24 protein-coding genes and 1 tRNA gene are annotated in these 24,869 nt (G+C 70.9%); 10 read left to right on the forward strand and 15 right to left on the reverse strand.

Features of this window, described 5'->3' with window-relative positions; genetic code table 11:
- Positions 1-10: 10 nt before the first annotated feature.
- On the reverse strand, positions 11-1,015 hold the full coding sequence (locus KRR39_RS09990; RefSeq protein ID WP_216941871.1) for an S-adenosylmethionine:tRNA ribosyltransferase-isomerase: 1,005 nt from the start codon (positions 1,013-1,015) through the stop codon (positions 11-13).
- Complete coding sequence (locus KRR39_RS09995; RefSeq protein WP_216941872.1) at positions 1,012-1,698, reverse strand: SDR family oxidoreductase; 687 nt, start codon at positions 1,696-1,698, stop codon at positions 1,012-1,014. Before KRR39_RS09995 ends, KRR39_RS09990 begins: the two co-directional genes overlap by 4 nt.
- Positions 1,699-2,147: 449 nt before the next feature.
- On the opposite strand from KRR39_RS09995, the gene KRR39_RS10000 reads away from it, so the two are divergent.
- The gene (locus KRR39_RS10000) at positions 2,148-2,726 is read left to right on the forward strand and encodes a hypothetical protein (protein ID WP_216941873.1); all 579 of its coding nucleotides are present in this window, start codon (positions 2,148-2,150) and stop codon (positions 2,724-2,726) included.
- A 46-nt stretch (positions 2,727-2,772) separates the two neighbouring features.
- Here KRR39_RS10000 and KRR39_RS10005 read toward each other — a convergent pair whose 3' ends face one another.
- From KRR39_RS10005 to KRR39_RS10015, 3 genes are all read right to left on the reverse strand, one after another.
- Positions 2,773-4,566 (reverse strand): thiamine pyrophosphate-requiring protein, encoded by a 1,794-nt coding sequence (locus tag KRR39_RS10005; protein WP_216941874.1) that lies wholly within the window; start codon positions 4,564-4,566, stop codon positions 2,773-2,775.
- A gap of 267 nt (positions 4,567-4,833) precedes the next feature.
- Positions 4,834-6,114, reverse strand: a complete 1,281-nt coding sequence (locus KRR39_RS10010; protein ID WP_216941875.1) for a cytochrome P450 — start codon at positions 6,112-6,114, stop codon at positions 4,834-4,836.
- A 24-nt stretch (positions 6,115-6,138) separates the two neighbouring features.
- Complete coding sequence (locus KRR39_RS10015; protein ID WP_216941876.1) at positions 6,139-7,821, reverse strand: FAD-dependent oxidoreductase; 1,683 nt, start codon at positions 7,819-7,821, stop codon at positions 6,139-6,141.
- Between the two features lie 320 nt (positions 7,822-8,141).
- On the opposite strand from KRR39_RS10015, the gene KRR39_RS10020 reads away from it, so the two are divergent.
- Both KRR39_RS10020 and KRR39_RS10025 read left to right on the forward strand, forming a co-directional pair.
- Positions 8,142-8,630, forward strand: coding sequence for a hypothetical protein (locus KRR39_RS10020; protein ID WP_216941877.1), 489 nt, complete (start codon positions 8,142-8,144; stop codon positions 8,628-8,630).
- Between the two features lie 297 nt (positions 8,631-8,927).
- Positions 8,928-9,860: a phosphoenolpyruvate carboxykinase (ATP) gene (locus tag KRR39_RS10025; RefSeq protein ID WP_216941878.1), complete on the forward strand. Its 933-nt coding sequence runs from the start codon at positions 8,928-8,930 to the stop codon at positions 9,858-9,860.
- A 273-nt stretch (positions 9,861-10,133) separates the two neighbouring features.
- On the opposite strand, the gene KRR39_RS10030 is transcribed toward KRR39_RS10025, so the two are convergent.
- Entirely contained in the window at positions 10,134-10,487 is a 354-nt protein-coding gene (locus KRR39_RS10030) for a DUF6325 family protein (protein WP_216941879.1), read from the reverse strand.
- A gap of 291 nt (positions 10,488-10,778) precedes the next feature.
- On the opposite strand from KRR39_RS10030, the gene KRR39_RS10035 reads away from it, so the two are divergent.
- Positions 10,779-11,630 carry an alpha/beta fold hydrolase gene (locus tag KRR39_RS10035; protein ID WP_216941880.1) on the forward strand — a complete coding sequence of 284 codons (852 nt, stop codon included), beginning with the start codon at positions 10,779-10,781 and terminating at the stop codon, positions 11,628-11,630.
- Positions 11,631-11,690: 60 nt separating this feature from the next.
- Here the strand turns inward: KRR39_RS10035 and KRR39_RS10040 are convergent, their stop codons facing one another.
- On the reverse strand, positions 11,691-12,593 hold the full coding sequence (locus KRR39_RS10040) for a glutaminase (protein ID WP_254185710.1): 903 nt from the start codon (positions 12,591-12,593) through the stop codon (positions 11,691-11,693).
- A gap of 747 nt (positions 12,594-13,340) precedes the next feature.
- On the opposite strand from KRR39_RS10040, the gene KRR39_RS10045 reads away from it, so the two are divergent.
- Both KRR39_RS10045 and KRR39_RS10050 read left to right on the forward strand, forming a co-directional pair.
- The gene (locus KRR39_RS10045) at positions 13,341-14,120 is read left to right on the forward strand and encodes a GmrSD restriction endonuclease domain-containing protein (RefSeq protein ID WP_254185650.1); all 780 of its coding nucleotides are present in this window, start codon (positions 13,341-13,343) and stop codon (positions 14,118-14,120) included.
- A gap of 97 nt (positions 14,121-14,217) precedes the next feature.
- A complete protein-coding gene (locus KRR39_RS10050) occupies positions 14,218-15,072 on the forward strand; it encodes a hypothetical protein (protein ID WP_216941883.1) in 855 nt (284 codons plus the stop codon).
- Positions 15,073-15,090: 18 nt separating this feature from the next.
- Here KRR39_RS10050 and KRR39_RS10055 read toward each other — a convergent pair whose 3' ends face one another.
- Complete coding sequence (locus KRR39_RS10055; RefSeq protein WP_216941884.1) at positions 15,091-15,912, reverse strand: metallophosphoesterase; 822 nt, start codon at positions 15,910-15,912, stop codon at positions 15,091-15,093.
- A gap of 281 nt (positions 15,913-16,193) precedes the next feature.
- Between KRR39_RS10055 and KRR39_RS10060 the strand changes: the two genes are divergently transcribed.
- Positions 16,194-16,267: transfer RNA gene (locus KRR39_RS10060), tRNA-Gly, on the forward strand.
- A gap of 118 nt (positions 16,268-16,385) precedes the next feature.
- On the opposite strand, the gene KRR39_RS10065 is transcribed toward KRR39_RS10060, so the two are convergent.
- Positions 16,386-16,904 (reverse strand): SDR family NAD(P)-dependent oxidoreductase, encoded by a 519-nt coding sequence (locus KRR39_RS10065; protein WP_216941885.1) that lies wholly within the window; start codon positions 16,902-16,904, stop codon positions 16,386-16,388.
- Positions 16,905-16,906: 2 nt separating this feature from the next.
- On the opposite strand from KRR39_RS10065, the gene KRR39_RS10070 reads away from it, so the two are divergent.
- Positions 16,907-17,359 carry an MmyB family transcriptional regulator gene (locus tag KRR39_RS10070; RefSeq protein ID WP_216941886.1) on the forward strand — a complete coding sequence of 151 codons (453 nt, stop codon included), beginning with the start codon at positions 16,907-16,909 and terminating at the stop codon, positions 17,357-17,359.
- Positions 17,360-17,424: 65 nt separating this feature from the next.
- Here KRR39_RS10070 and KRR39_RS10075 read toward each other — a convergent pair whose 3' ends face one another.
- The 3 genes from KRR39_RS10075 to KRR39_RS10085 all read right to left on the reverse strand — a co-directional run bounded on the left by KRR39_RS10075 (position 17,425) and on the right by KRR39_RS10085 (position 20,108).
- On the reverse strand, positions 17,425-18,540 hold the full coding sequence (locus tag KRR39_RS10075) for a winged helix DNA-binding domain-containing protein (RefSeq protein ID WP_216941887.1): 1,116 nt from the start codon (positions 18,538-18,540) through the stop codon (positions 17,425-17,427).
- A 117-nt stretch (positions 18,541-18,657) separates the two neighbouring features.
- On the reverse strand, positions 18,658-19,527 hold the full coding sequence (locus tag KRR39_RS10080) for an RNA polymerase sigma-70 factor (RefSeq protein WP_216941888.1): 870 nt from the start codon (positions 19,525-19,527) through the stop codon (positions 18,658-18,660).
- Positions 19,524-20,108 carry a carboxymuconolactone decarboxylase family protein gene (locus KRR39_RS10085; protein ID WP_216941889.1) on the reverse strand — a complete coding sequence of 195 codons (585 nt, stop codon included), beginning with the start codon at positions 20,106-20,108 and terminating at the stop codon, positions 19,524-19,526. The genes KRR39_RS10080 and KRR39_RS10085 overlap by 4 nt, the downstream gene beginning before the upstream one ends.
- Positions 20,109-20,261: 153 nt before the next feature.
- On the opposite strand from KRR39_RS10085, the gene KRR39_RS10090 reads away from it, so the two are divergent.
- On the forward strand, positions 20,262-21,281 hold the full coding sequence (locus KRR39_RS10090) for an LLM class flavin-dependent oxidoreductase (RefSeq protein ID WP_216941890.1): 1,020 nt from the start codon (positions 20,262-20,264) through the stop codon (positions 21,279-21,281).
- A gap of 39 nt (positions 21,282-21,320) precedes the next feature.
- Here KRR39_RS10090 and KRR39_RS10095 read toward each other — a convergent pair whose 3' ends face one another.
- A complete protein-coding gene (locus KRR39_RS10095; RefSeq protein ID WP_216941891.1) occupies positions 21,321-21,827 on the reverse strand; it encodes a GNAT family N-acetyltransferase in 507 nt (168 codons plus the stop codon).
- A 197-nt stretch (positions 21,828-22,024) separates the two neighbouring features.
- Between KRR39_RS10095 and KRR39_RS10100 the strand changes: the two genes are divergently transcribed.
- Complete coding sequence (locus KRR39_RS10100) at positions 22,025-23,023, forward strand: hypothetical protein (protein WP_216941892.1); 999 nt, start codon at positions 22,025-22,027, stop codon at positions 23,021-23,023.
- 284 nt (positions 23,024-23,307) lie between these two features.
- Here KRR39_RS10100 and KRR39_RS10105 read toward each other — a convergent pair whose 3' ends face one another.
- Together KRR39_RS10105 and KRR39_RS10110 are read right to left on the reverse strand one after the other, a co-directional pair.
- Positions 23,308-23,994, reverse strand: a complete 687-nt coding sequence (locus KRR39_RS10105) for a DUF1345 domain-containing protein (RefSeq protein WP_302053572.1) — start codon at positions 23,992-23,994, stop codon at positions 23,308-23,310.
- An 81-nt stretch (positions 23,995-24,075) separates the two neighbouring features.
- The gene (locus KRR39_RS10110) at positions 24,076-24,531 is read right to left on the reverse strand and encodes a hypothetical protein (protein WP_216941893.1); all 456 of its coding nucleotides are present in this window, start codon (positions 24,529-24,531) and stop codon (positions 24,076-24,078) included.
- Between the last annotated feature and the right edge of the window lie 338 nt (positions 24,532-24,869).

Consider the following 24,869-nt stretch of genomic DNA (forward strand, 5'->3'; position numbering starts at 1 on the left):
GACGGACCGGCTAGGGCAGGAACAGCATGGTGTCGCCGAACTCGTGCCAGAGGTACTGCCGCGGTCCGTGCGTCACCACGTCGTAGGAGCGGTCGACGAGGCGGTCGCCGGCCACCGCGCGCAGCAGGTCGAGGTGGCTGGCCTCGGCCTCGTGCAACCCGGTGAGCAGGCCGTCGACCGCACGCGCCGGACGTCCCGGCCCGAGGACCAGGGACGTCCAGCCGGCCGCCGGGTGCACGGCCCCCTCCCGGCTCGCGACGGTCTCCAGCGCGCGGACCACGGTGGTGCCGACGGCGACGACGCGGCGCCGGGCCTCGCGGGTCCCGTTGACGAGCCGGGCCGTGGCCTCGGGGACGACGTACTGCTCCGGCTGCGGCGGCTCGTGCGACTCCTGGCTGGAGACGCCGGTGTGCAGCACGATCGGGGCGATCACGACACCGCGGGCCATCAGGGCCACCAGCACCCGCTCGGACAGCGGCCGCCCGGCGCTCGGCATCTCCGCGCTGCCGGGGACGGTCGCGTACACGTTCTGCCGGGACTCCAGCGGCCAGTCCCCGTCGACGTAGGGGTAGGTCACCGGGCGGCCGTGCTCGGCGAGGTAGGCGCCCCGGTCGGTCGCCGGGCGCGGCGTGGCCCGCCAGAGACGGGCCTGCCCGGCGGGGTGCGATCCCCGCACGTGCAGGTCGACGCCCCCGGGCAGTCGCAGGACCGCACCGGGGGTCGTGCCGGCCGGGCCGTCGTTGCCCGGGCGCCGCACCTCGACGACCCAGTCGCCGTCGTCGAGCTGGGTGGAGACGTGCACCGGTCCGACCGCGGCCGGCAGGGTCGCGGAGGTGTTCACGACGAGCAGGTCGCCGGGGTGCAGGACGTCGGGCAGGTCGAGCACCCGCCGGTGCGCGAGCAGGTCCGGTGCGGCGACGAGCATGCGGACCTCGTCGCGGGCGAGGCCCCGGGCCTCCGGCGGGGTGGTGGCCTCCCCCGCGGCGGGGAGCCGGAACGCGGCGGCGGTGCTCACGACGTCACCTCGACCGCGACGTCCGCGGCGCGGTAGCGGCCGCTCGGCAGGGTGCCCTCGACCAGCGCGAGCAGGTGGGGAACCACCGTCGCCGGCTCGGGCCGGTCGGAGATGTCCTCGCCCGGGAAGGCGTCCTGGTGCATCGACGTGCGCATGTCTCCGGGGTCGACGGCGTAGACGCGCAGGTCGGGCTGCTCCGCGGCGAGGATCCGGGTCAGCTGGTCCAGGGCGGCCTTGCTCGCGCCGTACGCCCCCCAGCCCTCGTAGGGCTCTACCGCCGCGTCGCTGGTGATGTTGAGGACGGTGCCGCGCTGCGCGAGGAGCTGGGGAAGCAGCAGCCGGGTGAGGGCGTGCGGCGCGACGACGTTGGTGAGCAGGGTGTCGGAGAGGACCTCAGGGGTCAGCTCGGCCAGGGACGGCATCGGGCTGGCGCCGAGGGTGCTGGCGTTGTTGACCAGCAGGTCCGCGCCGCCCAGCGCGCCCGCGGTGTCCGCGAGGGCCCGGCGGTGGGCCGGGTCCACGACGTCACCGGGTACGGCGCGCGCGGAGCTCGACCCGATGGCGGTGGTCAGGGCGTCGGCGTCGCGGGCGTCGACGACGAGGTCCCAGCCGCGGCGGTCGAGGGCGTGGGCGAGGGCGGCGCCGAGGCCGCGCGAGGCTCCGGTGATGACGGCTACAGGCATGCTGGCTCCTTGGTGGATGTCTGTCGTCATCGTGCAACTTCAAGTCTGCTTGAGATCAAGGCGTCAGGCGGACACTTGCGGCGGCGCGGGACCAAGGACCCTGGCACCGGTCCACTCACCCGGCGAGGCTGGAGTGTGGCGGCGAGTGGCACTGCAGGCATCGCGGGACTGGGTGCCCACCGCAGGTCGCCTGCAGGGGCCTGGAGGTGAGGATGGTTGCGCCGTGGTTCGCCGGGTCGCTCCTCGGTCGGTCGCGTTCCCGGACACGGAGGCAGCGGCTGACGCCTCGCGGAAGGTCCGCGACGAGCGGCAGCCTGCTGCTGATCGGCCTGCTTGCGGTGTCCGGCTGCGGAGGGGCGGCGGAGCCCACGGCGGGGGTGCCGGCTTCGGCGGAGTGCCCGCACGCGGAAGCAGTGGTACGACGCGCGCTGGCGACATCGCACGTGCGGGTGGACGTGACCGGGGACGGGCGGCCGGACAGGGTGGCCGCCGCGTCCGATCCCGGCGCGGCCAAGCCGTGCCGCGGTTTCGTCGGTGTTCGAGCGAGCGGAGGCGGCACGTACTTCGTGCACCTGATCCCGGCGGCGGTGCCGATCAAGGGCATCCGCGCCCGGATCGTCGGCGCCCCGCGCCTCGGTCAGCGACCCGGCGCGGAGATCGTCGTCGACACCGGCGCCGCGGTCGACGCCGTGCTCGCGCAGATGTTCACCTTCTCCCACGGCAGGCTCCGTGCCGTGCGCGTGCCGGACCAGCCGGACGGCTCGTTCATCGTCGAGGGCGGCGGGCTGATCTACCCGCGGGGAGCGGGCTGCACCTCGGCGGGGCGGCTGCTGCTCTCCCGGGCCGCACAGACGGCGGACCGCAAGCACTTCCGGGTGGTCCGCCGGACCTACGGGCTCGCCCCCGACGGGCTGCGCCTCACCGCGCTGGCGGCGAAGCAGGACACCGTTCCGCTGAGACGGCTCGGCGAGCGGTTCCCCGAGTTCGTAGGGCCTCACTGGACGGCCTGCGAGAGCACCCGGGCCTAGGAGCCGGCCGGCGCTGAACCTCGGCCGGGCGCGGACCCGTCGCGGCTCAGCCCTCGTCGTGGTGCGGCAGCAGCTCCTGCGCCTTGGTCCTGATCCCTTCCTTGATGACGCCCCACCGCGAGGCGTCGCCCTTGATCAGCGCCCGGGCGAGGTTCGTCATCTGCTCCAGGTCGGCCTGCGGCGGGATCGGCGGGACGTCGGCGTCGCAGTGCACGTCGATCAGGTACGGCCGGTCGGCTGTTAGAGCCGTCCTCCACGCCTGGGCGAGGTCCTCGGGGTCGGTGACCGTGAGGGCGCCGAGGCCGATGGAGGCCGCGAAGTCGGCGTACGACACCTCGGGCAGCGACTGGGACTCCACGAACTCGGGGGTCCCGCCCATCGCCCTGAGCTCCCAGGTCACCTGGTTGAGGTCGCCGTTGTGCAGGACCACCACCACGAGGCGCGGGTCCTGCCACGTCCTCCAGTAGCGCGCCACGGTGAGCAGCTCGGTGAGACCGTTCATCTGCATCGCGCCGTCACCCTCGAAGGCGATGGCCGGCCGGTCCGGACAGGCGAACTTGGCGCCGATCGCGTAGGGCACGGCCGGTCCCATGCTGGCCAGGGTCCCGGACAGCGAGCCACGCATCCGGCCGCGCATCCTGACCTGCCGTGCGTACCAGTTCGCTGACGACCCGCTGTCGGCAGCGATGATCGAGTCCTCCGGCGCCTGGGCCGAGAACTCGCTGAAGATGCGCATCGGGTTGACGGGATCGGCGACCACGTGGGCCTCGGCGTCCATGACCTCCCACCACCGGGCCACGTTGTCCGCGATGTCCTCCTGCCAGCCACGGTCCTCCTTGCGCCGCAGCAGGGGGATGAGGGCCTGAAGGGTGCGCCGAGCGTCCCCGACGATGTTGAGCTCGTAGGGGTAGCGCATCCCGATGAGCGCACCGTCGACGTCGATCTGCACCGCTCGCGCCTGGCCCGGCTCGGGCAGGAACTGCGAGTACGGGAAGCTGGAGCCGATCGTGAGCAGCGTGTCGCAGTCCCGCATCATCTCGTAGCTCGGACGCGTACCGAGCAGACCGATCGCCCCGGTGACGAACGGGAGCTCGTCGGACAGAACGTCCTTGCCGAGCAGTGCCTTGGCCACGCCGGCGCCCAGCAGGTCGGCGATCCGGGCGATCTCGGCGGCGGCGCCACGTGCGCCCTGCCCGATCAGCAGGGCGACCCGCTCGCCTGCGTTGAGCAGGTCGGCCGCCGCGCGGACCGCGGCGTCGTCCGGGACGACTTCGGGGTGGGTCAGGCCCAGGCTGGACGGCACCATCTTGAAGTCGTGGGTGGGCGGTTGGTACTCGAGCTCCTGCACGTCGTTCGGCACGATGATCGCCGTGGGCGCACGGCGTGTCATCGCGATGCGGAAGGCACGGTCGAGCACGTTCGGGAGCTGCTCGGGGACCGTGACCATCTGCACGTAGTCGCTCGCGACGTCCTTGAAGAGACTCAGCAGGTCGACCTCCTGCTGGTAGCTGCCGCCGAGCGCGCTGCGGTTGGTCTGACCGACGATCGCGACGACCGGCACGTGGTCGAGCTTGGCGTCGTACAGGCCGTTCAGGAGGTGGATGGCACCGGGCCCGGACGTGGCCAGGCAGACACCGGGCCGGCCGGAGAACTTCGCGTAGCCGACCGCCTCGAAGGCGGCCATCTCCTCGTGCCGTGCCTGGATGAAGCGCGGCTGGTCGCCCGACCGGGAGAACGCACCGAGGATCCCGTTGATCCCGTCGCCGGGGTAGCCGAAGACCTGCTCCACCCCCCACTCACGCAGACGGGTCAGCATCAGGTCGGCAACGGTGGTCGTCATGAAGTCCTCTCGGTCGTCGCTCGGAACGGGCCCGGGAGTCGACGGCCGACGTGCCGGTGCCCCCGCTCCCCCGCGGCTTCGTACCCATTGCGCCGGTCCTCATCGCCCCCGGACGGGAGGCCACGCTCGAGGAGGCACTCGGCGAGGGGTCAGGAGCAGCCTCGAGGTCGGTGTCGAGGACCTCGCCGAGCGAGGGGCGGGGGCGGGTCCTTGCGTCCGGATGGACTTCGCCGGCACGGATCCAGCGCTTCCGCGAGGCGGGCCGGGTCATCCCCGGGCGTGGACGTCCTCCTCCGCCGGAGTCCGCTGCCGGACCATCTCCGGCGCGGGCCGGGCGACCCGGCGAGCGGCAGGAGCGACTCCGTCCAGCCGCACCGGGAGGTGCAGCGGCCCGCGCAGGACCGGGGACGGCCGGTACGGCGGCGGGTCGGCGACCAGCCGCGGGTTCTCGACGCGTCGCGCGAACTCGGTGAGCGCGAGCTGCGTCTCCAGCCTGGCCAGCGGGGCGCCGAAGCAGAAGTGCGGACCGCCGCCGAAGCTGAGGTGCTCGGACTGCCGGTCGGGGTCGAAACGGTCGGGGTCGCGGAACGCGTCCGGGTCCCGGTCGCCGGCGGCGAGCACGAGGGTGACGACCGAGCCGCTCGGGATCGTCGTGCCGCCCAGCTCGATGTCGGCGAGGGCCCTGCGCCACGGGATCATCTGCACCGAGGGCTCGTAGCGCAGCAGCTCCTCGACCAGCCGGATGCTCAGCTCCGGGTCCTCGCGCAGCCGCTGCAGCACGTCGGGGTGACGCAGCAGCGTGAGCACGCCGTGGGCGATGAGGTTGACGGTGGTCTCGTGTCCGGCGATGAGCAGCAGCATGGCCTGCCCGAGCAGCTCGTCGTCGCCCAGCCGTCCCTCGGGACCGGCATCGGTCGCCAGCGCGGAGAGCAGGTCCTCCCCCGGCTCCTTGCGGTGCGTCGCGACGAGGCCGGCGAGGTACCCACGGAAGTCGATGATGGCCTGGACCACGGCGGGGTTCGTGTCCTTGAGCTCCCCGTTCGGGTCGGTGGCCCCCACCAGCACGTCCACCCACCGGCTGAAGCGGGGCTCGTCCTCCCGCGGCACCCCGAGCAGCTTGCAGATCACCGCGACCGGGAACGGGTAGGCGAAGTCGTCGACGACATCGACCTGTTCTCTCCCGGCGAAGTCGTCGACCAGCCGGCTGACCGTCTCCGCGAGCTCGTCGTACATGCCGTCCACCCGGGCCGGTGTGTGCGGCGGACCGAAGTGCCGCATCGTCAGCCTGCGCACCCGGTCGTGGTCCGGCGGGTCCAGCCGCAGCATGCTCGGTCTCTGGCCGGGCGCCGCCCGTTCCTCCTCGGAACGCAGGTCCGAGCTCAGCCGCGGGTCGTGCAGCAGCGCGGCGACGTGCCGGTAGGTGCTGACCACGTACGAGCCGTCCGGCTGCCGCGCGACCGGCGTCCTGCGGAGCTCGGCGTACAGCGGATAGGGATCGGCTCGGTGGGAGTGGTCGAGGATCTGCTCGAAGACGCCGGCCTCTGCCATGACTGTTCACCCTCTCGAATCTGCTCAGCCCGGCTTCCTGGGCTGGGCCTGCCGGAACGCCCGCAGGGGCGTGGGACTCGCGTCGCGGCGCTGTCGCACGTACGCCGCCCGCCGCTCGCTAGGCTCGTGGCCGGTCACCACGACCGTGGCGTCGTGCGTGGGGACCGACGGCGCCGGGAAGCCTGCCGGGGTGGCTCGCATCCCGTCCCCCCCGACCATCGGGAAGGCCGGTGGGAACGGGGCGGCCTCCTCGATCAGGTCCTTGTAGAAGTCCAGCCAGAGCGCGTGGTCGAAGGAGACCGCTCCGATGATCCGGCCCTGGAAGCCGTACGCGGCGACGAAGCGACGGGACTCCACGGACCCCTGCGTGACGACGACCTCGTCGGCGAGGCTCGGGACGCCGACGGACTTGATGTTGACGCCGAACTGGGACGACCAGAACTCCGGCACGGCCAGGTGCGGCCACCGGCCGGTCTCCGCGTGCACCATGTTGTGCGCCGCGATCTCGGCCTCGGCCACCGCGTTGCCCCAGTGCTCGAGCGCCAGGAACTCGTAGCCGAACAGCGGGTGCGGGGCGCGCGCCACGTCGCCCGCGACGAACACGTCGTCGGTGACCAGCCCGTTGACGTCGAAGGCGCGGCAGCCCGCGTCACAGGCCACTCCCCAGACCCCGGCCGCGAGGCCGGAGCCGCGCAGCCACTCGACGTTCCGGATCCCGCCGAGCGCAGCCACGGCCACGTCGACGTCGAGCACGCTGCCGTCCGAGAGGTGCGCGCGCCGGAGCCGCCCGGCGGGGTCCCCGTCCAGGGAGGTGACGGTGACCCCGCACCGCAGGTCGACACCGTGCTCCCGCTGAAGTCCCGCGGCGATCCGCCCGACGACGCTGCCCAGGGCGCCCACCAGCGGCGCGTCCCCGGCCTCCACGACGGTCACCGGCAGACCGAGGGAGCGGCACACCGACGCCGCCTCGGAGCCCGCGAAACCGGCCCCGATGATCAGCACCCGCCGGGGTCCCGCCGCCACGAGCTCCCGCAACCGGGCCCCGTCGTCGCGGGTCCGCACCGAGATCACGCCCTCGAGCGCTGCCTCGTCCTCGTCCGGCCACGGCCGGGCGCGGACGCCGGTCGCGATGAGCAGGCGGTCGAACGGCACCTCCTGCCCGTCGGCGAGGAGCACTCGCTTGGCCATCATGTCCAGTCCGGTCGCCGCCGTGCCGAGACGCCAGGTGGCCGCGATGTCGCGCAGCCGCGGGAGCGCCGTACCGTCCGCGGGGATGCGTCCGGCCAGGACCTGCTTGGACAACGGGGGCCGGTCGTACGGTTCGTAGGGCTCGTCCCCGATCACGGTCAGCGAGCCCTCGAAGCCCTCGGCTCGGAGCATCTCGGCCCCCCGCAACCCGGCCAGCGAGGCGCCGACGACCACCACGCGCCCCGACCGCAGGAACACCCGGTCGCTCCCCCGGTCGGCGGCACGGTCCTCGCGCGCCTCGTCGTGCGACGCCCGACCTGGCTCGACGTCCTTGCCCTCGACCTGCAGGGCCTGGACCGGGCAGGCCGCCGCGGCCCGCAGCACCTTGGTGCGTTGGGCCTCGTCAGGTCCGAGGTCGTAGAACAGCGCTTCCTCGCCGTCCATCGAGAAGACCTCCGGCGCGAGGAAGACGCACTGCCCGTACCCCTGGCATCGTGCGAGGTCGACGACAACCCTCATGGCACACCCTCCCGGTAGTCCAGGTCGTGCGGTTCGCTCGTCGGGTCGCCACCTCCTGGGCGGCAACGGTGCGCGGCCGAGGAGTCGCCCGCCATGCTAGTGCCGACCCGGCCGGCTCCTCATGACCCGAAGGACCCAGTCAACGGAGCGGCGGCGCGTCCCTCCTCGTCGCGGAACGTGCTGACGGTGCCCGTGATGCGGACTCTGTCCCGCTGGGCAGCCCCGGATGGATTAGGTCGTCCGTGCCATGTGCAACGGCCGTCGAGCGCGCACGATGACCGAGAGTCGTTCTCGACGGCGCAACAGAGGAGGGGTCCCTCATGACCACATCACGTGCCCGCGCACTCGTCCTCACCGCAGCGTTGACCGGAGTGATGCTCGGCCTCCCGGCGTCCAGCGCGACCGGGCAGTCGGCCGCCGCCGCAGGCCACCAGCGCTTCCTGGTGATCAGCACCGACCCGAGCGAGGAGGGCGGCGGCACCGTCGCCGGGTTCGGCCCGATCCACGCCCAGGGCACCGACGTCGCGATCAACGCCCACCGGGACCGGTTCGAGTTCCCCGCCGGGAACGTGGTGGTCCGCCACCATGCGGCGAAGGGCAGCACGCACGAGTCCCACGACCCGAAGACCTGCTACTTCAGGTTCAGGGAGCGTGGCACCTGGACAGCCGTGTCCGGCACCGGTGCCTACGCCAAGGTGGACGGCCGGGGCACCTACCGGGTGCAGGGCCACGGCTTCGGGTGCGACCAGCACCAGCCGCCCAAGGTGTTCTCCCTGGTCATCCGGGCCAGGGGTCACCTCGGCTACTGAGCCCCGGGACGCACGGCTCGGCCCCCGCGGCGCGCTGCGCGTCACCGAGACGCCGGGGCCGGCGGACCCCACCGAGTATCTTCGCCGGTATGTCAACGGCATCGACCGCTTCGTGGGACCTCGCTGGGCGACTGCGGATGAGGGTCGAGGGGGGTCGACCCGGAACAGCGGGACGCGATCGGTGTCGAGCTCGATCCCTTCCTCCCTGCGGAGCGGACCGGCGATGCCGATGTCATCGTCGGTCGCCTGCCGTCGCCGGACCTCCTCGAGGTCCAGGGGCCGGCCAACGACCAGCGGATGACGGCGGTCGACCGCGACGGTCGGCTCCTCGCCCGCTTCGGCGGTCGCTGGCTGGCGGTGCCGCCGCCGCACGAGGCCCCCGTGCGGATCGACGTCCAGGCCGGCCTGGACATCGGGCTGTGCTGGCGCGACGTGATCCGGCCGGCCATGCACCAGGCACTGCGCGACCGACACGCCGTCGCCGTGCACGGGGCGGCCGTCGATGGTGGCCCCACGGGAGGCACCCTCGTCAGCGGGTGGTCGGAGTCGGGGAAGACAGAGGTGGCGCTGGCGCTGGTCGAGGCCGGTGCGAGCTTCCTGAGCGACAAGTGGACCGTGGCCGGCGCCGACGGCGAGATCTCGGCCTTCCCCGTCGGGGTCGGAGTCCGCGGCTGGGTCATGACGGCGCTGCCTCGGCTCCAGGCGGCCCTGCCGGGACGCGCGCGAGCCCAGCTCGTCGCCACCCGTCTCGTCCGGACCGGGACGGGTCCCCTGCTCGACCGGGCGGGGAGCGGACGGGTCACCCGGCTGGCGACCGGCCTGGTCGGGCGTGCCGTCGAGCTGGGTGACCGAGCAGGTCTGTCCCCGAGCGAGATCCGTCAGGCGTACGGCCAGGTCGACGATCCGGCGCGGCGAGTGCAGCTGACCACCGTGGTCCTGCTTCTCACCGGCCCCACCGACAGGGTGGTCGTGGAGGAGGCGCCGTCCGGATGGGCTGCGCAGCGGCTGGCCAGGACGGCAGCCTACGAACGACGCACCTGGTACGACCTGCAGGAGCGCGGAGCGTACGCCGGCCTCCCCCACCGCGCGGGCGCACGGGACGCCGCCATCGCCGACGAGGAGGGGCTCCTCGCTGCCGTGATGGACGGTGCCTCCCGGGTGCTGCGCGTCACCTGTCCCTTCCCGTGCGACCCGCGACGCGTCGTCGACGCCTTGGCGGCGTTCGGGTAACCCTGACCAAGGATGGGACTGGTCATGAGGCTGACGACGAACAGCACGATCAAGCTCGGTGGGAACCCGTACGAGGGCTGATCCACCCGGCGTGAACGACGGGGCTAGTCCCGACGGTCCTCGCGACGGTCACCCCGGTCCTCTCGGCGGTCACCCCGATCGTCGCGCCGGTCCTCGCGCCGGTCACCGCGGCGGTGGATGCCGTGCGCCACGACGGCGGCGCCGCCGACTGCTGCGATGGTCCGCCGCCTGCGGCGGGCTGCGAGTGGCATGTCAGACTCCCTCTTTCTCGGTGGCTTGATCGGTCGCCTGGGCGTCGGCCTCGGCCGCTGCCAGCACGGCTTGCACGGGGATCCGCCCACTGGCGGCGAGCTGGCCGCCGGCGTGGCGTATGGCGGAGCCGAGCGGGGCGGCCCACAGGTTCTCCCAGACGAGCACCGCGGCGGAGCTGCCCGGCTCGATCGTCTCGGCCAGGTCGAGCACGTCCTGCTCGCTCAGCACCATCGCCAGCTCGGCCTCGCTGGTGCGCAGCCGACCCAGCGGGTTGTCCTCAAAGTCGGTGGCCTCGAAGGCGTCCACCTGCCCGTCCTCGCCCTTGGTCAGGAACAACAGGTCGAGGATCTTCACGAGCCCCCCTCTCGACGTACTCCTCGAGAATGGGGGCGATCTCACCGGTCATCTGCGTGCCGGGGAACTCCACCACGATCCAGTCGACCGGACCGAGCTCATCAACGTTGACACTCATGCTGCAACCTGCCTTCGGGTCGGGTCCTGCGACGGCCGTTCCGGACTCTGCCGCCCCTGGTCCCTGTGCACCTCATCCCGCGTTGGTGAGACCGGCCCCCGAACGAACGTGCCGGACGGCCGAGGAGGAGCGGAACGTGGCCGAGAGGGGCGCTGGACCCCTAGGGTGCGGCCATGAGCATGCAGCGCACCAGCTTCACCTCGCCCGTCGACGGCCTCGAGCTGGCCGGCTACGAGTGGCACGTCGCCGACGCACGCGGCGTGGTGCAGGTCGCCCACGGCCTCGCCGAGCACTCCGCCCGCTACGACCGGTTCGCCCGGGCCCTGAACGAGGCCGGCTACACGGTCCGCGCCCTCGACCACCGCGGGCACGGCGCCTCGATCGTGGGGACCCCCGGAGACTTCGGCGCCGCCGGGTTCGAGGCGCTGATCGCCGACGTGGCGGCGTACGGCGCGAGCGTGCGCGACGACCTGCCGCTGTTCCTCTTCGCCCACTCGATGGGCTCGTTTGCCGCCCAGTCGGTCCTCCTCACCCGTTCCGAGCAGTACGCCGGGGTGGTCCTCTCCGGCAGCACTGCGCTCGACCTGCTGGCAGCCGGCATGGCCGAGGCCGAGGGACCAGCCGGGCTCGAGGCCTTCAACGCGGGATTCGAGCACCGCACCGGCTACGAGTGGCTCTCGCGCGACGTGGCCGAGGTCGACCGCTACGTCGCCGACCCGCTGTGCGGCTTCGACCTGCCGGACGAGACGGTGCCGGCGCTCTTCGGTGCCGCGGGGACGCTCGCAGACCCCGACGCGCTCGCCGGCATCCGGTCCGACCTGCCACTGCTGCTCGTCTCCGGCTCCGACGACCCGCTGGCCGGCAACGGGCAGCTCGTGGAGGTGCTCGGTCAGCGCTACCGCGACGCCGGACTGGTCGACGTGACGGTGAAGGTGTACGACGGCGCCCGCCACGAGATCCTCAACGAGATCAACCGCGACCAGGTCACCGCCGACGTCGTCGCCTGGCTGGGCGCCCACGCGTGACCAAGCCCGACCAGGCCGGGGGCTGCAGGTGGGAGGCCGGTGCACGCCGCCGGCCGAGGCTCAGAAGACCGTCCAGTCGGAGTACGTGGTGAACGCGTCCAACGCGGCCAGCCCGGCCGCCGAGCTGCCGGAGGGGCCCAGCGCGGGACTCCACACGCAGGCGACACCCCGGTCGGGGATGACGGCCAGGATGCCGCCCCCGACGCCGCTCTTGGCCGGCAGTCCCACTCGGTAGGCGAACTCGCCGGCCGAGTCGTACGTGCCGCAGGTGAGCATCACGGCGTTCACCCGCTTCGTCTGCCGCGCGCTCAGCAGCGGCGTACCGTCCGAGAGAACACCGTCGCGGGCGAGGAAGAGCCCGGCGAGCGCCAGCTCGCGGCAGCTCATCGAGAGAGCGCACTGCGCGACGTACTGGTCGATCACCTGGTCGACGGGACACTCCAGGTTCCCGTAGCTGGCGAGCAGATGAGCGAGAGCCGATGTGCGGTGGCCGGCCTCGAGCTCCGAACGGGCCACCTCGGGGTCGCTGCCCACGTCGGCACGGCCACTCTCCCCGCGCATCAGGTCGCGAAGGGCGCCGTACCCGTTGCCGGTGAGCGAATGCAGACGGTCGGTGACGACGAGGGCACCGGCGTTGATGAACGGGTTGCGGGGTCGCCCCGCCTCCTGGTCGAGCTGGAGCAGGGAGTTGAACGGGTTGCCCGACGGTTCGCGGGACACCCGTTCCCAGATTCGTTCTCCCTCGGCGGCGACGACCAGCGCGAGCGTGAAGACCTTGCTGATGCTCTGCACCGAGAAGGGCACGTCGGCGTCACCGATGACGTGCACCTGGCCGTCGCAGGAGGCGATCACCATCCCGAACTGGCGCGGATCCACGGCCGCCAGGCTGGGGATGTACTCCGCCAGCCGGCCGCGGCCCACTTCGGGCGCGGCGGCCTCCTGGGCGCGCAGCAGGGCATCCATGATCTCCACGTCACCATCCTTGCGCTGCCGACCGCCTCCCCCGGGGCCGGGCTCGGGGCCCGCACCCCTTCGACGTCGGGCTAGGTACGAAGCAGGCTCTCCACCTCGCCGACGACCTCTTCAGGGGTGCGGCGACTCACCTCCAGCACGGCGTCATTGGCAAGGCGTGCAGCACTGCCCCCGGCAAGACTCGGTCAGCAGGGAACTACGTCGCCGTGGCTTCCACGCCATCAACGGCGATACCGACTTGGCCTGTCAGGGGACCTGGAAACGGGTGAGCCGACGGACGCGGTGCTGTCGCACTGGCATCACATCTGGCCCGTGGACCGGGTCCGAGCCCTGGTCGCCGACCGGACGCAGCCCCCACGAGCTCCCCGGGCTGCAGATCGTAGGATGACTGCCGCCGACCACCCGGCTGCACGATCCGCCCATGCTGAGGACCCCGTGGTGACGCGTCTGACCCGCCCCGCCCTCGCACCGCTGGCGGTGGCCGCCGTGCTGATGGCGGTCCTCACCGGCTGCACCGACGACCCGTCTTCCGCGAAGGAGTCGCCCACCTCGGCAGCCACAGCCACAGCGACCGACACATCGTCAGCGGCCGAGTCGCCCCTGGCGTCTCCGTCGCCTTCGCCGTCTCCGTCTCCGTCTGTCCCGTCCGCGTCGGGGAGCCCGACTGGGGGCACGCAGGGCCGGCCGGGGACCGCGTGGGCGGCACTCGAGGCGCTGACGGTCAAGGGCCGCGCGCCGATGACCGGGTACGACCGCAACCAGTTCGGCACCGAGTGGGACGACGCGGTCGGCGGCTTCTCCTACAGCCGGAACGGCTGCGACACCCGCAACGACCTGCTCGCCCGCGACCTGCAGCGCGAGGTCGTCGAGTCCAACGGCTGCGTCGTCGACTCCGGAGTGCTCGCCTACGACCCGTACAGCGGCGATCGGAACTACTACTTCGACAAGCACGACAACGACTACGCCACGGACCTCGACGCAGAACACATCGTCGCGCTGGGCAACGCCTGGGTGACCGGGGCCCAGCAGCTGTCCGCCGCACAGCGCGCCGCGCTCGCGAACGACCCGACCAACCTGATGCTGGTGAACCCGTCGTTGAACCGGCAGAAGGGCGACGCGGACTTCGCGACATGGCTGCCGCCGAACAAGCAGTTCCGCTGCTCGTACGCCGCCAGGCAGATCCGGGTCAAGGCGCAGTACCACCTCTGGGTGACTGCACCGGAGAGGGCCGCGATGGAGCGGGTTCTCGTCACCTGCCCCGGCGAGCCGCTCGCTCAGCCGGACCCGCAGGACGGGCACCAGGTGTCGGCTGACGTGGACCGCCCGGCGTCCACGACCCCGCAGCCCGTCCAGCAGGCGACGTCCGGCGCCGCGCAGCCGTCGGGCAACGGCGGTGCAGCGGTCTCCTACGAGAACTGCGATGCCGTCCGCGCGGCCGGGGCCGCGCCGATCCACCGCGGCGACCCGGGCTACGGGTCGCACCTGGACCGGGACGGCGACGGGAGCGGCTGCGAGTAGCCGCAGGACCGCTCCGCTGTCGCTCGGTCTCGCGATCCGCAGCGGCCGTGGCCCGCGGGCCCCGAGAGCGCCGGGACCGATCGCATAGTCTCCCCAGGTGTCGAACCTCACGGTGGTCAGCCGGATCGAGCACGACCCCGCCGCGTACGTCCGAACGTGCGGCACCGTCCTTCGGGAGTTCAACCACCTCACCCAGGATTCCGGAAACGTCTCCTGGCTCGTGGAGTCAGCGGGTCAGCGCCTGTTCGTGAAGACCGCCGGACCACCGGGTCCCCCGGCACCGGGGGCCCCGGTCCCCTCCTTCGATCACGCAGGGCGCGTCAGTCTGTTGCGGAACGCCGTGGACCTGGCGACGTCCTGCGATCACCCTGCGCTGCCCGCCCTGCTGAACGTCATCGAGTCGCCCGTAGGGCCGGCCCTTGTCTACGAGGCCGCCTCCGGAGACCTGATCCGTGTGCCGGGTGATCAACGAGGCGACCCGACCTCGCCCTACCAGCGGTTGGCGCACCTGCCGGCATCGGCGCTGTTCGGTCTGTTCGACACGCTCATCGACGTGCACGTGGCCCTCGCCGCCGCCGGATGGGTGGCTGGCGACTTGTACGACGGCTGTCTCATCGTCGACTTCCGGGCACCGACCCTGAGCGTCATCGACCTCGATTCCTACCGGCGGGGTCCGACGACCAACGACATGGGCCGCATGTTCGGGTCCACTCGGTTCATGGCTCCCGAGGAGTTCGAGCTTGGCGCGCAGCTCGATCAGCGAACGACCGTGTTCACCCTCGGTCGAATCGTGTGGCACTTCGCCACCCGACTGACCGATGAACCTGCAGCGTTCTGCGGGACCGCCGGGCTGGCGAGGGTGATCCAGAAGGCGTGCGAGCCGCTCCCGGCTGACCGCCATGCAAGCGTTGCTGATCTGGGCAGGGCCTGGAACAGCGTCCTGCACCCCTAGCCCCCCCTCGAGCGCGCGTCAGAGCGCGACATCTCCTGCAGGGCCGGCCGTCTGACCTGGATCGGTCAGGGTGTCCAGGTCCAGCAGTCGAACGTTGCCTGCATCCTGGTTCGCCGCCAGCGACCAGACCGTCGTCGCGTGCGTGGCGCCAGGCAGCCGTACGACGGTCTCACCGGCCACGTGGAAGTGGCCATGGGCGAGGACCAGGGGCATGACGCCGACAACCGCTCGGGTGATCTTCGCGACGCCGTCGTCCGCGTAGGCAAGGATGGAGTCCGGCCAGCCCCAGGGGTTGTTCGTGAGGGTGTCCGCGACGGGGTCGGTGCAGTACGGGGGTCCGGGGCTGTCGTGGGTGAGCATGACCTCGGCATGGCCGCCAGCGATCGTGGCATCGACGTGTTCCTCTCGGATCACCTCGGTCGGCCACCAGTCAACGCCCTCGGTCAGGAGCAGCCGGTTCACTGACGGCGCACCACCGAGGGCAACGAACGAGCGGCTGCCCATGTGCCAACGATGACCTCGCGGCAGCAAGGTGACGTGGTCGGAGACGACGATCGGCTTGTGGCTGCCGCCCTCCCCCTGCCAACGGGGCTCCGCCCACAGCTCATCCAGACGGCCCCAGTTCTCGTGATTGCCGTTGATGCCGAGGAGCCGAATCCCGAACTCGGCGCACACCGACTCGATGGCGGCTAGGTACCCCTCGGGGTCAGTGCCCATCCCGAACCGGAGGTCGCCCAACTGGCAGACCACCTGCACGTCACCGCGCTCTCCGAGCGTTCGGAGCACACGGACGGCCCAATCCCGGTCGCCCTCGAGGTCGCCGATCAGCGCGATGATCATGGACCGGAGCATGGCATCTGCGCACACGCCTGCCGGTCGTCCGACATGCCCCTGAGGCCGGGGAGGTGTTCTCCTACGCGGCCCCAACGAGCGGCTCCGGCGCCATCTGGTCACCGGCGAGCGTGGACACCGGCGGTCGGGGAACCGGACATCGACGTAGAGGTGGGTCGAGAGATGGGGCTCGACGTAGGTTCGTGGGGTTCCCCTCGTCGTGTGGCGCCCTGATCATCCCGGACGTGGTTCATACTACGAACGTGCCGGTCTCGTCAGGGACCGGCTTCGCGGACGTGGTGTAGTTGCAGCACGCTTCCCTTCCAGGGAAGAGGTCGAGGTTCAAATCCTCGCGTCCGCTCCATACGTGGAGACCGGAGCCGTACAGCCTCCGTGATCTCCCGGCCGGGCCATGGACTCGTGTCGCACGGATCCGCACCTGGGCGGAACCTTTCAGAGTCGTTGCTCGCCGGGCTGTCGGGTCAGCGAGGGGCCGTTCTCGCTGACGGCCCAGCTGGCGAGCAGGGCGAGCGCGTCTTCGGTCGCGGACCCCGGTTCGGGAGGTAGGTGACCAGGCTGGTACTCGTGGTCCCCTGCGAGACGTCGTGGGCGCCGGCGCCGGCGTTGAGATCCGTCCGGGTGTATCCGGGGTCGGCGGCGTTGACACGCATGGCGGGGAGGGCGCGGGAGTACTTCAGCGTGAGCAGGTTGAGGGCCGTCTTGGACACCGCGTAGACCGGCGGAACGACCTGCCAGTCGAAGTAGTCGAACTCGATCGTGTCCTGGAACGAACCCACTCCCGAGGAGACGTTGACGATCCTGGCGTTCTCCGACAGCTCGAGCAGCGGCACGAATGCGTTCGTCACCCGCATCACGCCGAGCAGGTTGGTGTCGAGCACGTCCAGGACGTCGTCGGACGTCGCTCGTTCGAGCGGGGCGAAGGTACCGGTGATGCCCGCGTTGTTGATCAGTACGTCGACACGTCCGTGCTCCGAGCGCACGCATGCTCGCCCGAGCAGATCGGTGGCCGGCGGCGGTCTATGCCGCCGACTGGTGGTTGCTGCGGTGGAATCCGGCGTGGTCGGCGCTGATGGGAGACCCCATGAACCTCTCCGGGCACTCACGCGATCAGGTCTGGTACGAGATGACCGAGGACACCTCGGCGATGTGGGTCGATCCTCAGCAACGGGAGCAGTTCCGGGACGCGCTGGTCGGAGACCTACGCGTCGCGCAGGTGGCGCATCCCGATGACGCCGAGCTCGAGGAGCTCGTCCGAGACCTGCGCAGCATCAGTGCGGAGTTCTCGGACCGCTGGCGCACAGCCCGGCCAGCGGTCTGTCAGGGAGCACGGAAGAGCATCGACTCTGGCTCCGACGTACGGATGATCGTCTACACCGCAGAACCGGGCTCCCCCGACGCATCACGACTGAGGTCACTCACCTCCGGCGCCCTCTGAACGAGATGACCGCCGCGACCAGCCCCTCCGGCCGACGGTCGGCTCGCGGTACGCCGGTCGGTGACCTACGAGGTCAGTCTCAGGTGCAGGGTCGGTCCGAGGAGATCGGCAAGGCGGGCGGCCTCGCGCTCGAGGGCCTCGTCGGGTCGCTGTCGTCGGTCGAGCCAGGTCACCGTGAGCTGGTCACCCTTGAGCACCCACGTCCCGCACACGACCCCACCGACGATCACGGGGTTCGCCTTGCGGGTCATCAGGTCGCGCCGGGACGCCGGGGTCACCCGCACGTCCTTCGTGCCAGGACCGATCACCCACTGGTCGTGCCCGGGCAGGAATCGCACGGCCTCTGACGGAAGCGTGGCCTCCAAGGCGTCGACGTCCTCGCGCACCACATACGCGAGGGTGCCTTCGACATCGACCGCGACCAGCCGGTCGCCGAGCTCGGAGAACCAGGTCCTGAGCCGCGCCCGGCCCGCGCTCAGGCCGCTGCCGAGCCAGTAGTGCACGTGGTCCAGCGTCGCCGGCCCATAGGTCCGGAAGTACGCCGTGACAGCGCGTGGACCGGCTTCGTCGAGGTCGGGGATGCCCTGCCACCTCGGGTTGCGGTCGAGCCGCTGGAACGTGTGGGCACCGTCTCGCGGAGGGCCGAAGCTCATGTCGCCCTGCCAGGTCAGCGGCTTGATCAGCGTGCCCGCGCCCTCCTCGAAGACCGGCTGCAGGTGCCGGTACGCGCGCTGCCCGCTCACCGCCCGGCCCAGCTCGGCGATGGTCAACGGCCCGTCGCTCAGGGCCGCGCGCACTGCGGCCCGGAAGTCCGGCCACTCCGATGGAGTGAGCCCGTAGTACTCCACCCAGCTCGGCAGCTCCCACTGCCGTCCGGCCGATCGCAGGGCCAGATAGATGCCGCCCTCTTCAGGCGAGAGGTAGTGCATCGACCCGCGGAACGCGAACGCCTTGACGACCTCCCCGCGAGCCAGCGCCGCCGCCAGCTCGCCCGGACGCGATGTCCTACGGCGGGTCCGAACAGCAAGCTCGGCGAGGGACTCGTCCATCGAGAGCACCGCACCCAGCCGACGTACGACGCCCGCGACCGACTCGGACCCGACCGGGTCAAGCAGCTGCCGACCCATCCGCCAGGCCAGCGCCTGGCCCCACGTCACCGAAGCCCCGGTCGACCTGCCCATCCCCGCAGTCTCGCAGCCATTCCGGACGGAACGCGTCCTTTTCGGCGGCTGGGCCGTCTCCAGGACGCACCTCGACGAGCCGGTCCCCGAGCACGGACGCTGGACTGTGGTCGTCGCTCAGCGGGTCAGCTCGGCCTCCTCGTCCAGCCGGGTGAGCTTGAGCGGGTTGCGCATGGCGAAGATCCGCGTGATCAGCCCGTCCTCCACGAGGACGCTGACGATCGTGGTGCCGCCCACCTCGTCCTCGATCCGCAGGCCGACCGCACCGTTGAGCCGGAGGGTCCCGATCACGGGATTGACCGCCACCGCCGGGTACGGCCGCAGCAGGTTCACCACCTTCTTCACCCCGACCACGGGCACCCGCACGGCCTGCGCGATCCCGCCGCCGTCGGCGAGGAGCACCACGTCCGGGGCAAGAACATCCATCAGGCCCTGCACGTCACCAGCCGTCACCGCGGCGACGAACCGTTCCACCACCTGCTGCTGCTCGGTGCGGTCGACCTGCACGCGTGGCCGTCGCGCAGCCACGTGCTCCCGGGCCCGGTGCGCCACTTGACGGACCGCCGCCTGCGACTTGTCCACGGCGGCCGCGATCTCGTCGTACGGGACGTCGAAGACCTCGCGCAGCACGAACACCGCACGTTCGGTCGGCGTGAGCGTCTCCAGCACGGTGAGCATCGCGATCGACACGCCCTCGGCCAGCTCGAGGTCCTCGGCCACCCCCGGACCGGTCAGCAGGGGCTCAGGCAGCCACTCGCCGACATACTCCTCACGGCGGCGGCTGAGCGTCCGGAGCCGGTTGAGTGACTGACGCGTGACAGAGCGGACCAAGTACGCGCGCGGGTGCTGCACCATCGCCTGGTCGACCGCCGCCCACCGCAACCAGGTCTCCTGGACGACGTCCTCCGCGTCAGCAGCGGAGCCGAGCATCTCGTAGGCGACCGTGAAGAGCAGGCTGCGGTGGGTGACGAACGGGTCGACGCTCATGCTCGGGACGCTACCCCGGGGCGCTCCGCGAGCGGCTCGAGGTGGCAGGCGGCCGCGAAGCCCTCGGACTCGATCCCGAGCGCGACGTTGCTGCGCGTGGTGAGGTTCGCGAACCCGATCACCGAGGTGAGCTCGACGACGGCCGCCGCGCCCAGCTGGTCGTGGAGGCTGGCCACCATCTCGTCGGTCACCGCCGGTGGGGTGCTGCTGATCGCCTCGGCGTACTCCAGGACCTCCCGCTCCAGCGGGGTGAAGACCTCGGACTCCCGCCACCGCGGGATCTCACGCGCTCGGTCGACGTCGAGTCCCTCGTTGAAGGCCATGAAGTAGTTGAGGTCCAGGCACCACGAGCAGCCGATGTACGACGCCACGGCCATGTGCGCGAACGACTTCAGGGTCTGATCGCACCGGTCCCACTTCTGCAGCTTCTGGCCGAAGGCCATCGATGCCTTCAGCACCGGCACGTTGTGCCACATCACTCCGAGCGACTCGGGCACCCGTCCGAACATCCTCTTGCTGACTGTCTTGACGAGTGCGCCGTACAGGCCGGTGATCTCTGTGGCCGGGATCCGGATGGTCATGACTCCTCCTAGGCGTCGAACTTGCTGTCGACATCCAGACACCGACCGGGCGCACCCTGTGACAACCGGTCGGCTTATCTGACGCCGGATGCCGTGCGAGGCTCACGTCTCAAGCTGCGGGAAGAAGGTGACGGCCTGGCCGGTTGTAGGCACATGAAGAAGATCGGCTTCCTGTCCTTCGGCCACTGGAACCCCTCGCCGCACTCGCAGGCGCGGACGGCCTCCGACGTACTGCTGCAGTCCATCGACCTCGCGGTGGCTGCCGAGGAGGTCGGCGCGGACGGCGCCTACTTCCGGGTGCACCACTTCGCTCGACAGCTCGCCTCGCCGTTCCCGCTCCTCGCGGCGGCGGGCGCCAAGACCAGTCGTATCGAGCTCGGCACCGGCGTGATCGACATGCGCTACGAGAACCCGCTCTACATGGCCGAGGACGCCGGCGCCGCTGACCTGATCGCCGGCGGCAGGTTGCAGCTCGGCATCAGCCGCGGGTCACCGGAGCAGGTGAACGAGGGCTACAAGTACTTCGGCTACGACCCGGGCGAGGGCAACGACCACGCCGACATGGCGCGCGAGCACGCCCGGGTGTTCCTCGAGGTGATCGACGGGCAGCGGTTCGCCGAGCCGAGCCCGCGGCCGATGTTCCCCAACCCGCCCGGCCTGCTGGGCATCGAGCCGCAGTCGCCCGGCCTACGGGACCGGATCTGGTGGGGTGCCGGGACGCGCAAGACCGCCGTCTGGACGGCGGAGCAGGGCATGAACCTGATGAGCTCGACGCTGCTCACCGAGGACACCGGTGTGCCGTTCCACCAGCTCCAGGCCGAGCAGATCCAGATGTTCCGGAGCGCTTGGAAGGAAGCCGGCCACGAGCGCCAGCCGCGGGTGTCGGTCAGCCGCAGCATCTTCCCGATCGTCAACAGCACCGACCGCGCGTACTTCGGTGCGGAGTCGCGGAGTGCGGACCAGGTCGGGTTCATCGATGGCGGCACGGCCCGGTTCGGCAAGACGTACGCCGGGGAGGTCGACCAGCTCGTCAAGGAGCTCGCCGGGGACGAGGCGATCGCCGCCGCGGACACGCTGCTGCTGACGATCCCGAACCAGCTGGGCGTCGACTACAACGCGCACCTGCTGGACAGCATCGTGCGGTACGTCGCGCCGGAGCTGGGCTGGCGCTGACACTGTCCGCCGTCCGGCCGTCCAACGTGCCGGACGACGTCAGAGCGTGGGACCACGGGCCGTGTCCAGGACGAAGACGAACTCCTCGATTCCGTCGTCGGGTGCCGGCGGCTGCTCCTCCTGCAGGAGATCGCGCCGGAAGCCACACTTGTCCAGGACGCGGGCCGACCCCACGTTGTGCACCGCGACATGGGCGTACAGCGGCCGGATCGACACCTCGTCCACGAACAGGGCGAGCGCCCGGGTGGCGATGCCGCGACCCCAGCACTCGCGTCCGACCCAGTAGCCGAGCAGCTGCTGCCCCTCCTCCTGCCAGCTGCCGAGATAGCCGGCCACCAGGCCGTCCGCCACGATGGTGCGCACGACGTTCGTGTCATCGGCGCGGACCTTCGCCCAGTGCGCCGCGAACTGATCTCTGTCGCGGGCGGGAAACGCCGCCATCGCGACCGCCTGCGGATCCGCCTGGTGGTCGAAGAACACGTCGAGATCCCGGTCCTCGACCCTCCTGAGACGCACCACGGGTGTCGCCGTGTGGGGTCTGGTCATGGTCCGGTCACTCCTCGCCTCGGTCCTTGCGTCGACCACCGTGGGTGCGGGTGGCGCCCGACACCTACGTCCAGGCAGCCCACCTCGACGAGCACGACTATGTCAGCGACCACCGACATACCGTTTCCGCCAACTCGATCCACAGTGCGGCACGATGAGCTCGCTTCCGTGCACGCCCTATGAGGTAGTTTGTCGAGATGAAGCCGATCCAGATCGGTCTGGTGGCGGACCCCGCCTCGCCCACCGAGATCGCGGGACGGATGAGTGACCTCGACCCGCCTGACGGTGGTGGTCGTGGCGCCTGGGACGTGGAGGTCTTGAGCGAGCCGTTCACGACGGGTTCGGAGGACGTCGACACCGCGGTGGGCCGGTTGCAGGACCAGGCTCGCCAGAACGACTGGGACATCGTGATCGGCTTGACCGAGCTTCCGCTTCGGGACCGTGACGGCCGGTATCTGCTGGTCGAGACCGACCCGCAGCGACGTACGGCTGTGCTGTCGCTACCCGCTCTGGGCGGAATCCGGGTGCAGGCACGGACCCGTCACGCAGTGCGCACGCTCGTCGACGGGATGGCCGACACCAGCTCGCAGGACGAGCACCGCGTGCGCCTCCCCCACCGCAGCGGTCGCTGGCGGCTGCTCACTGGCATGGTGCTCGCCAACCGTCCGTGGCTCCTCGTGCCCGGACTCAAGTCCGCGCTCGTCGCGGCGCTGGCAACCGGAGCCATCGCCACCATCAACTCCACGGTGTGGCTGCTGGCCGGCTCCTTGTCCTGGTGGCGACTCCTCGTCGCGACGATCGCCTCCGTCGCGCTCGTCGTCGGCTGGCTCGTCATCGACGGCGAGCTGTGGGACCGCCCCGACGACGATTCCGCGCACGCCAAGGAAAGGTCCCGCCTCTACAACACCTCGACGCTGGTGACCCTGACCACCGGGGTGCTGATCTGCTACCTCGCGCTCTACGTGGTGAACCTGATGTGGGCGCTGTTCGTCCTCGACCCCGCCGTGATGGGCGGCTACCTGCACTCGTCACTGGGCTACCGTGACCTGTTCGTGCTGTCCTGGTTCGTCGCGTCGGCCGCGACCGTCGGCGGCGCCCTGGGGACTGGCCTCGAGTCGGACGAGGCGATCCGCGCGGCCGCCTACTCGAAGCGCGAGGAGGAGCGGCGCGACCGGATCGCACGCGAAAGGACCTGAGCGGTCCGGTATGCCCGGATGCGAGGTGTGTGCGCCTGGCGTCCCGGGCGCCTTCGCACACGCCTCATCATCCCTACCCGGGTGTCGGGCATCATGCCGTGTTGGAGGTGCAGGTCGGATCCGCAGATCGCCGCGCGTGTCACCCGCACGATCGCATCGTTGGGATGCTCGATCTTCGGGATGTCATCGCTTACCTCCATCGGCCCCCCTCGTTCGACCGCCCGGTTGCGGCCATCGCGGGTCCGCAGCTCCCAGGCCAGGCGGCATGGGCGCTCGATCCCCTCTCATTGGCCGAGGTTGGTGACCAGGTTGATGGCGACTGCCAGCACGCCCGTGCCGAAGGCGTAGGAGAGCAGGGCATGACCCAACGCGACCCTCCTCATGTGGGTGGACGTCGGCTCTGTCTCGGACACGGCGAACGACATGCCGACCGTGAACGCCATGTACGCGAAGTCGCTGTAGGTCGGGGGTGACTCCCGCTTGAAGTCGATGCCGCCGATGTCTGGCTCGTCGAAGTAGTAGAGACGCGCGTACTTGAAGGCATAGACCGTGTTCACCAGTGCCCAGGACAGCGCCACGCTCAGAACGCTGAGCAGCACGGATGCGACCGAGGTCCCGCTGTGCCGATCCTTGGACTGCAGCAGGGCCACCGCCACGATCGCCAGGCTCGCGACCGCGGCAGTGAGCAGCCACACGTCGGTCGACCTGGTCAGGTTCTCCTGTTCGGCGAGGCGCTTGGTTCCTTCGGAGTTCTGCGGCCAGCTGAGCCGCCACACCCAGCCGAGAGCCACGGCAACGGTCACGGTCCAGCTGACCAGGGGAAGCAGTCGCCAGGCGACGAGGAGTCCGACAACGACACCTGCCGCGGATCCGGCGGCGAAGCTGAGGAGCGTCCGACGAGCCGAGAACAAGCGGTCGGCGCTCGGTTGAGTGTCTCGCGTTCGGAACGGCAAGCGGGGTCTGCTCCTCACTGGGCTGCCCTGTCGGTACGACGCTTCGGCGCCGTAGCGCGCCGAGCGAGGGCCGTGATGCAGCCGTGCGCTGCCCAGACCTCAGGAGGGGTCGATGGGTCGAACGACGTCGTGCACGTCGGCCTTGGGGTCGACACCGACCTCTGCGGCCCGGTGTAGGTGGCCCTCGGCCACCTGGTGCCGGACCCGTACGGCCCACACCGACAGGTAGCCGGCCGCGGCGAACACGACGAACGCCAGAGGGACGTGCACCATGATCAGCCAGTCCACGCCCTTCTCGGTGATCAGGTGTCCGATGCCGGTCTGGATCAGCGTGGCGACGAAGAGCACCCCACTCCAGCGGACCAGGACGGGGAAGTAGGTGCGCAACGCGAAGAAGGCGTAACCGGCGCTGATGAGTGTCAGCACCCAGGAGATGTCGGCCACCACTCCGTGCACGGTGACCCAGGCATCCTTCCCGTCCTGGGAGACGAACTGGCCAGCGATCACCGCTTGGCAGAAGATCGCGACAGTGGTGACCCAGACCAAGACGGTCATCACCTTGATCCGCTGCGACGGCGGAAGCTCGTCAACCGGTCCGGCTTCGGAGGGTTGCGCGCGAGCAGACAAGCGGTCAGGCATCGAGGTGCTCCAATCCTCGGGGTCGGGCCCTTGGCCGGCGTCTCCGACCAGCAGGCGGTCCGTGTCGGTGGACCCGGCCACTCTTTCGGCTGTCCGGGTGGGCCGGACTCCGGTGGCGCAGTACCCACCAGCGAGAGTCACCATGTCTGGGCTGCGGAAACTGCTGCACGGCACGTGGTCTCCTTGAGCGAAACGACGCGTCACGGTCGCCGCAGGGCGCCGACCTGAGGCTCGACGTACGGAGTGCGCCTGCA

It is taken from the genome of Nocardioides panacis, from assembly GCF_019039255.1.
Classification (GTDB): domain Bacteria; phylum Actinomycetota; class Actinomycetes; order Propionibacteriales; family Nocardioidaceae; genus Nocardioides_B; species Nocardioides_B panacis.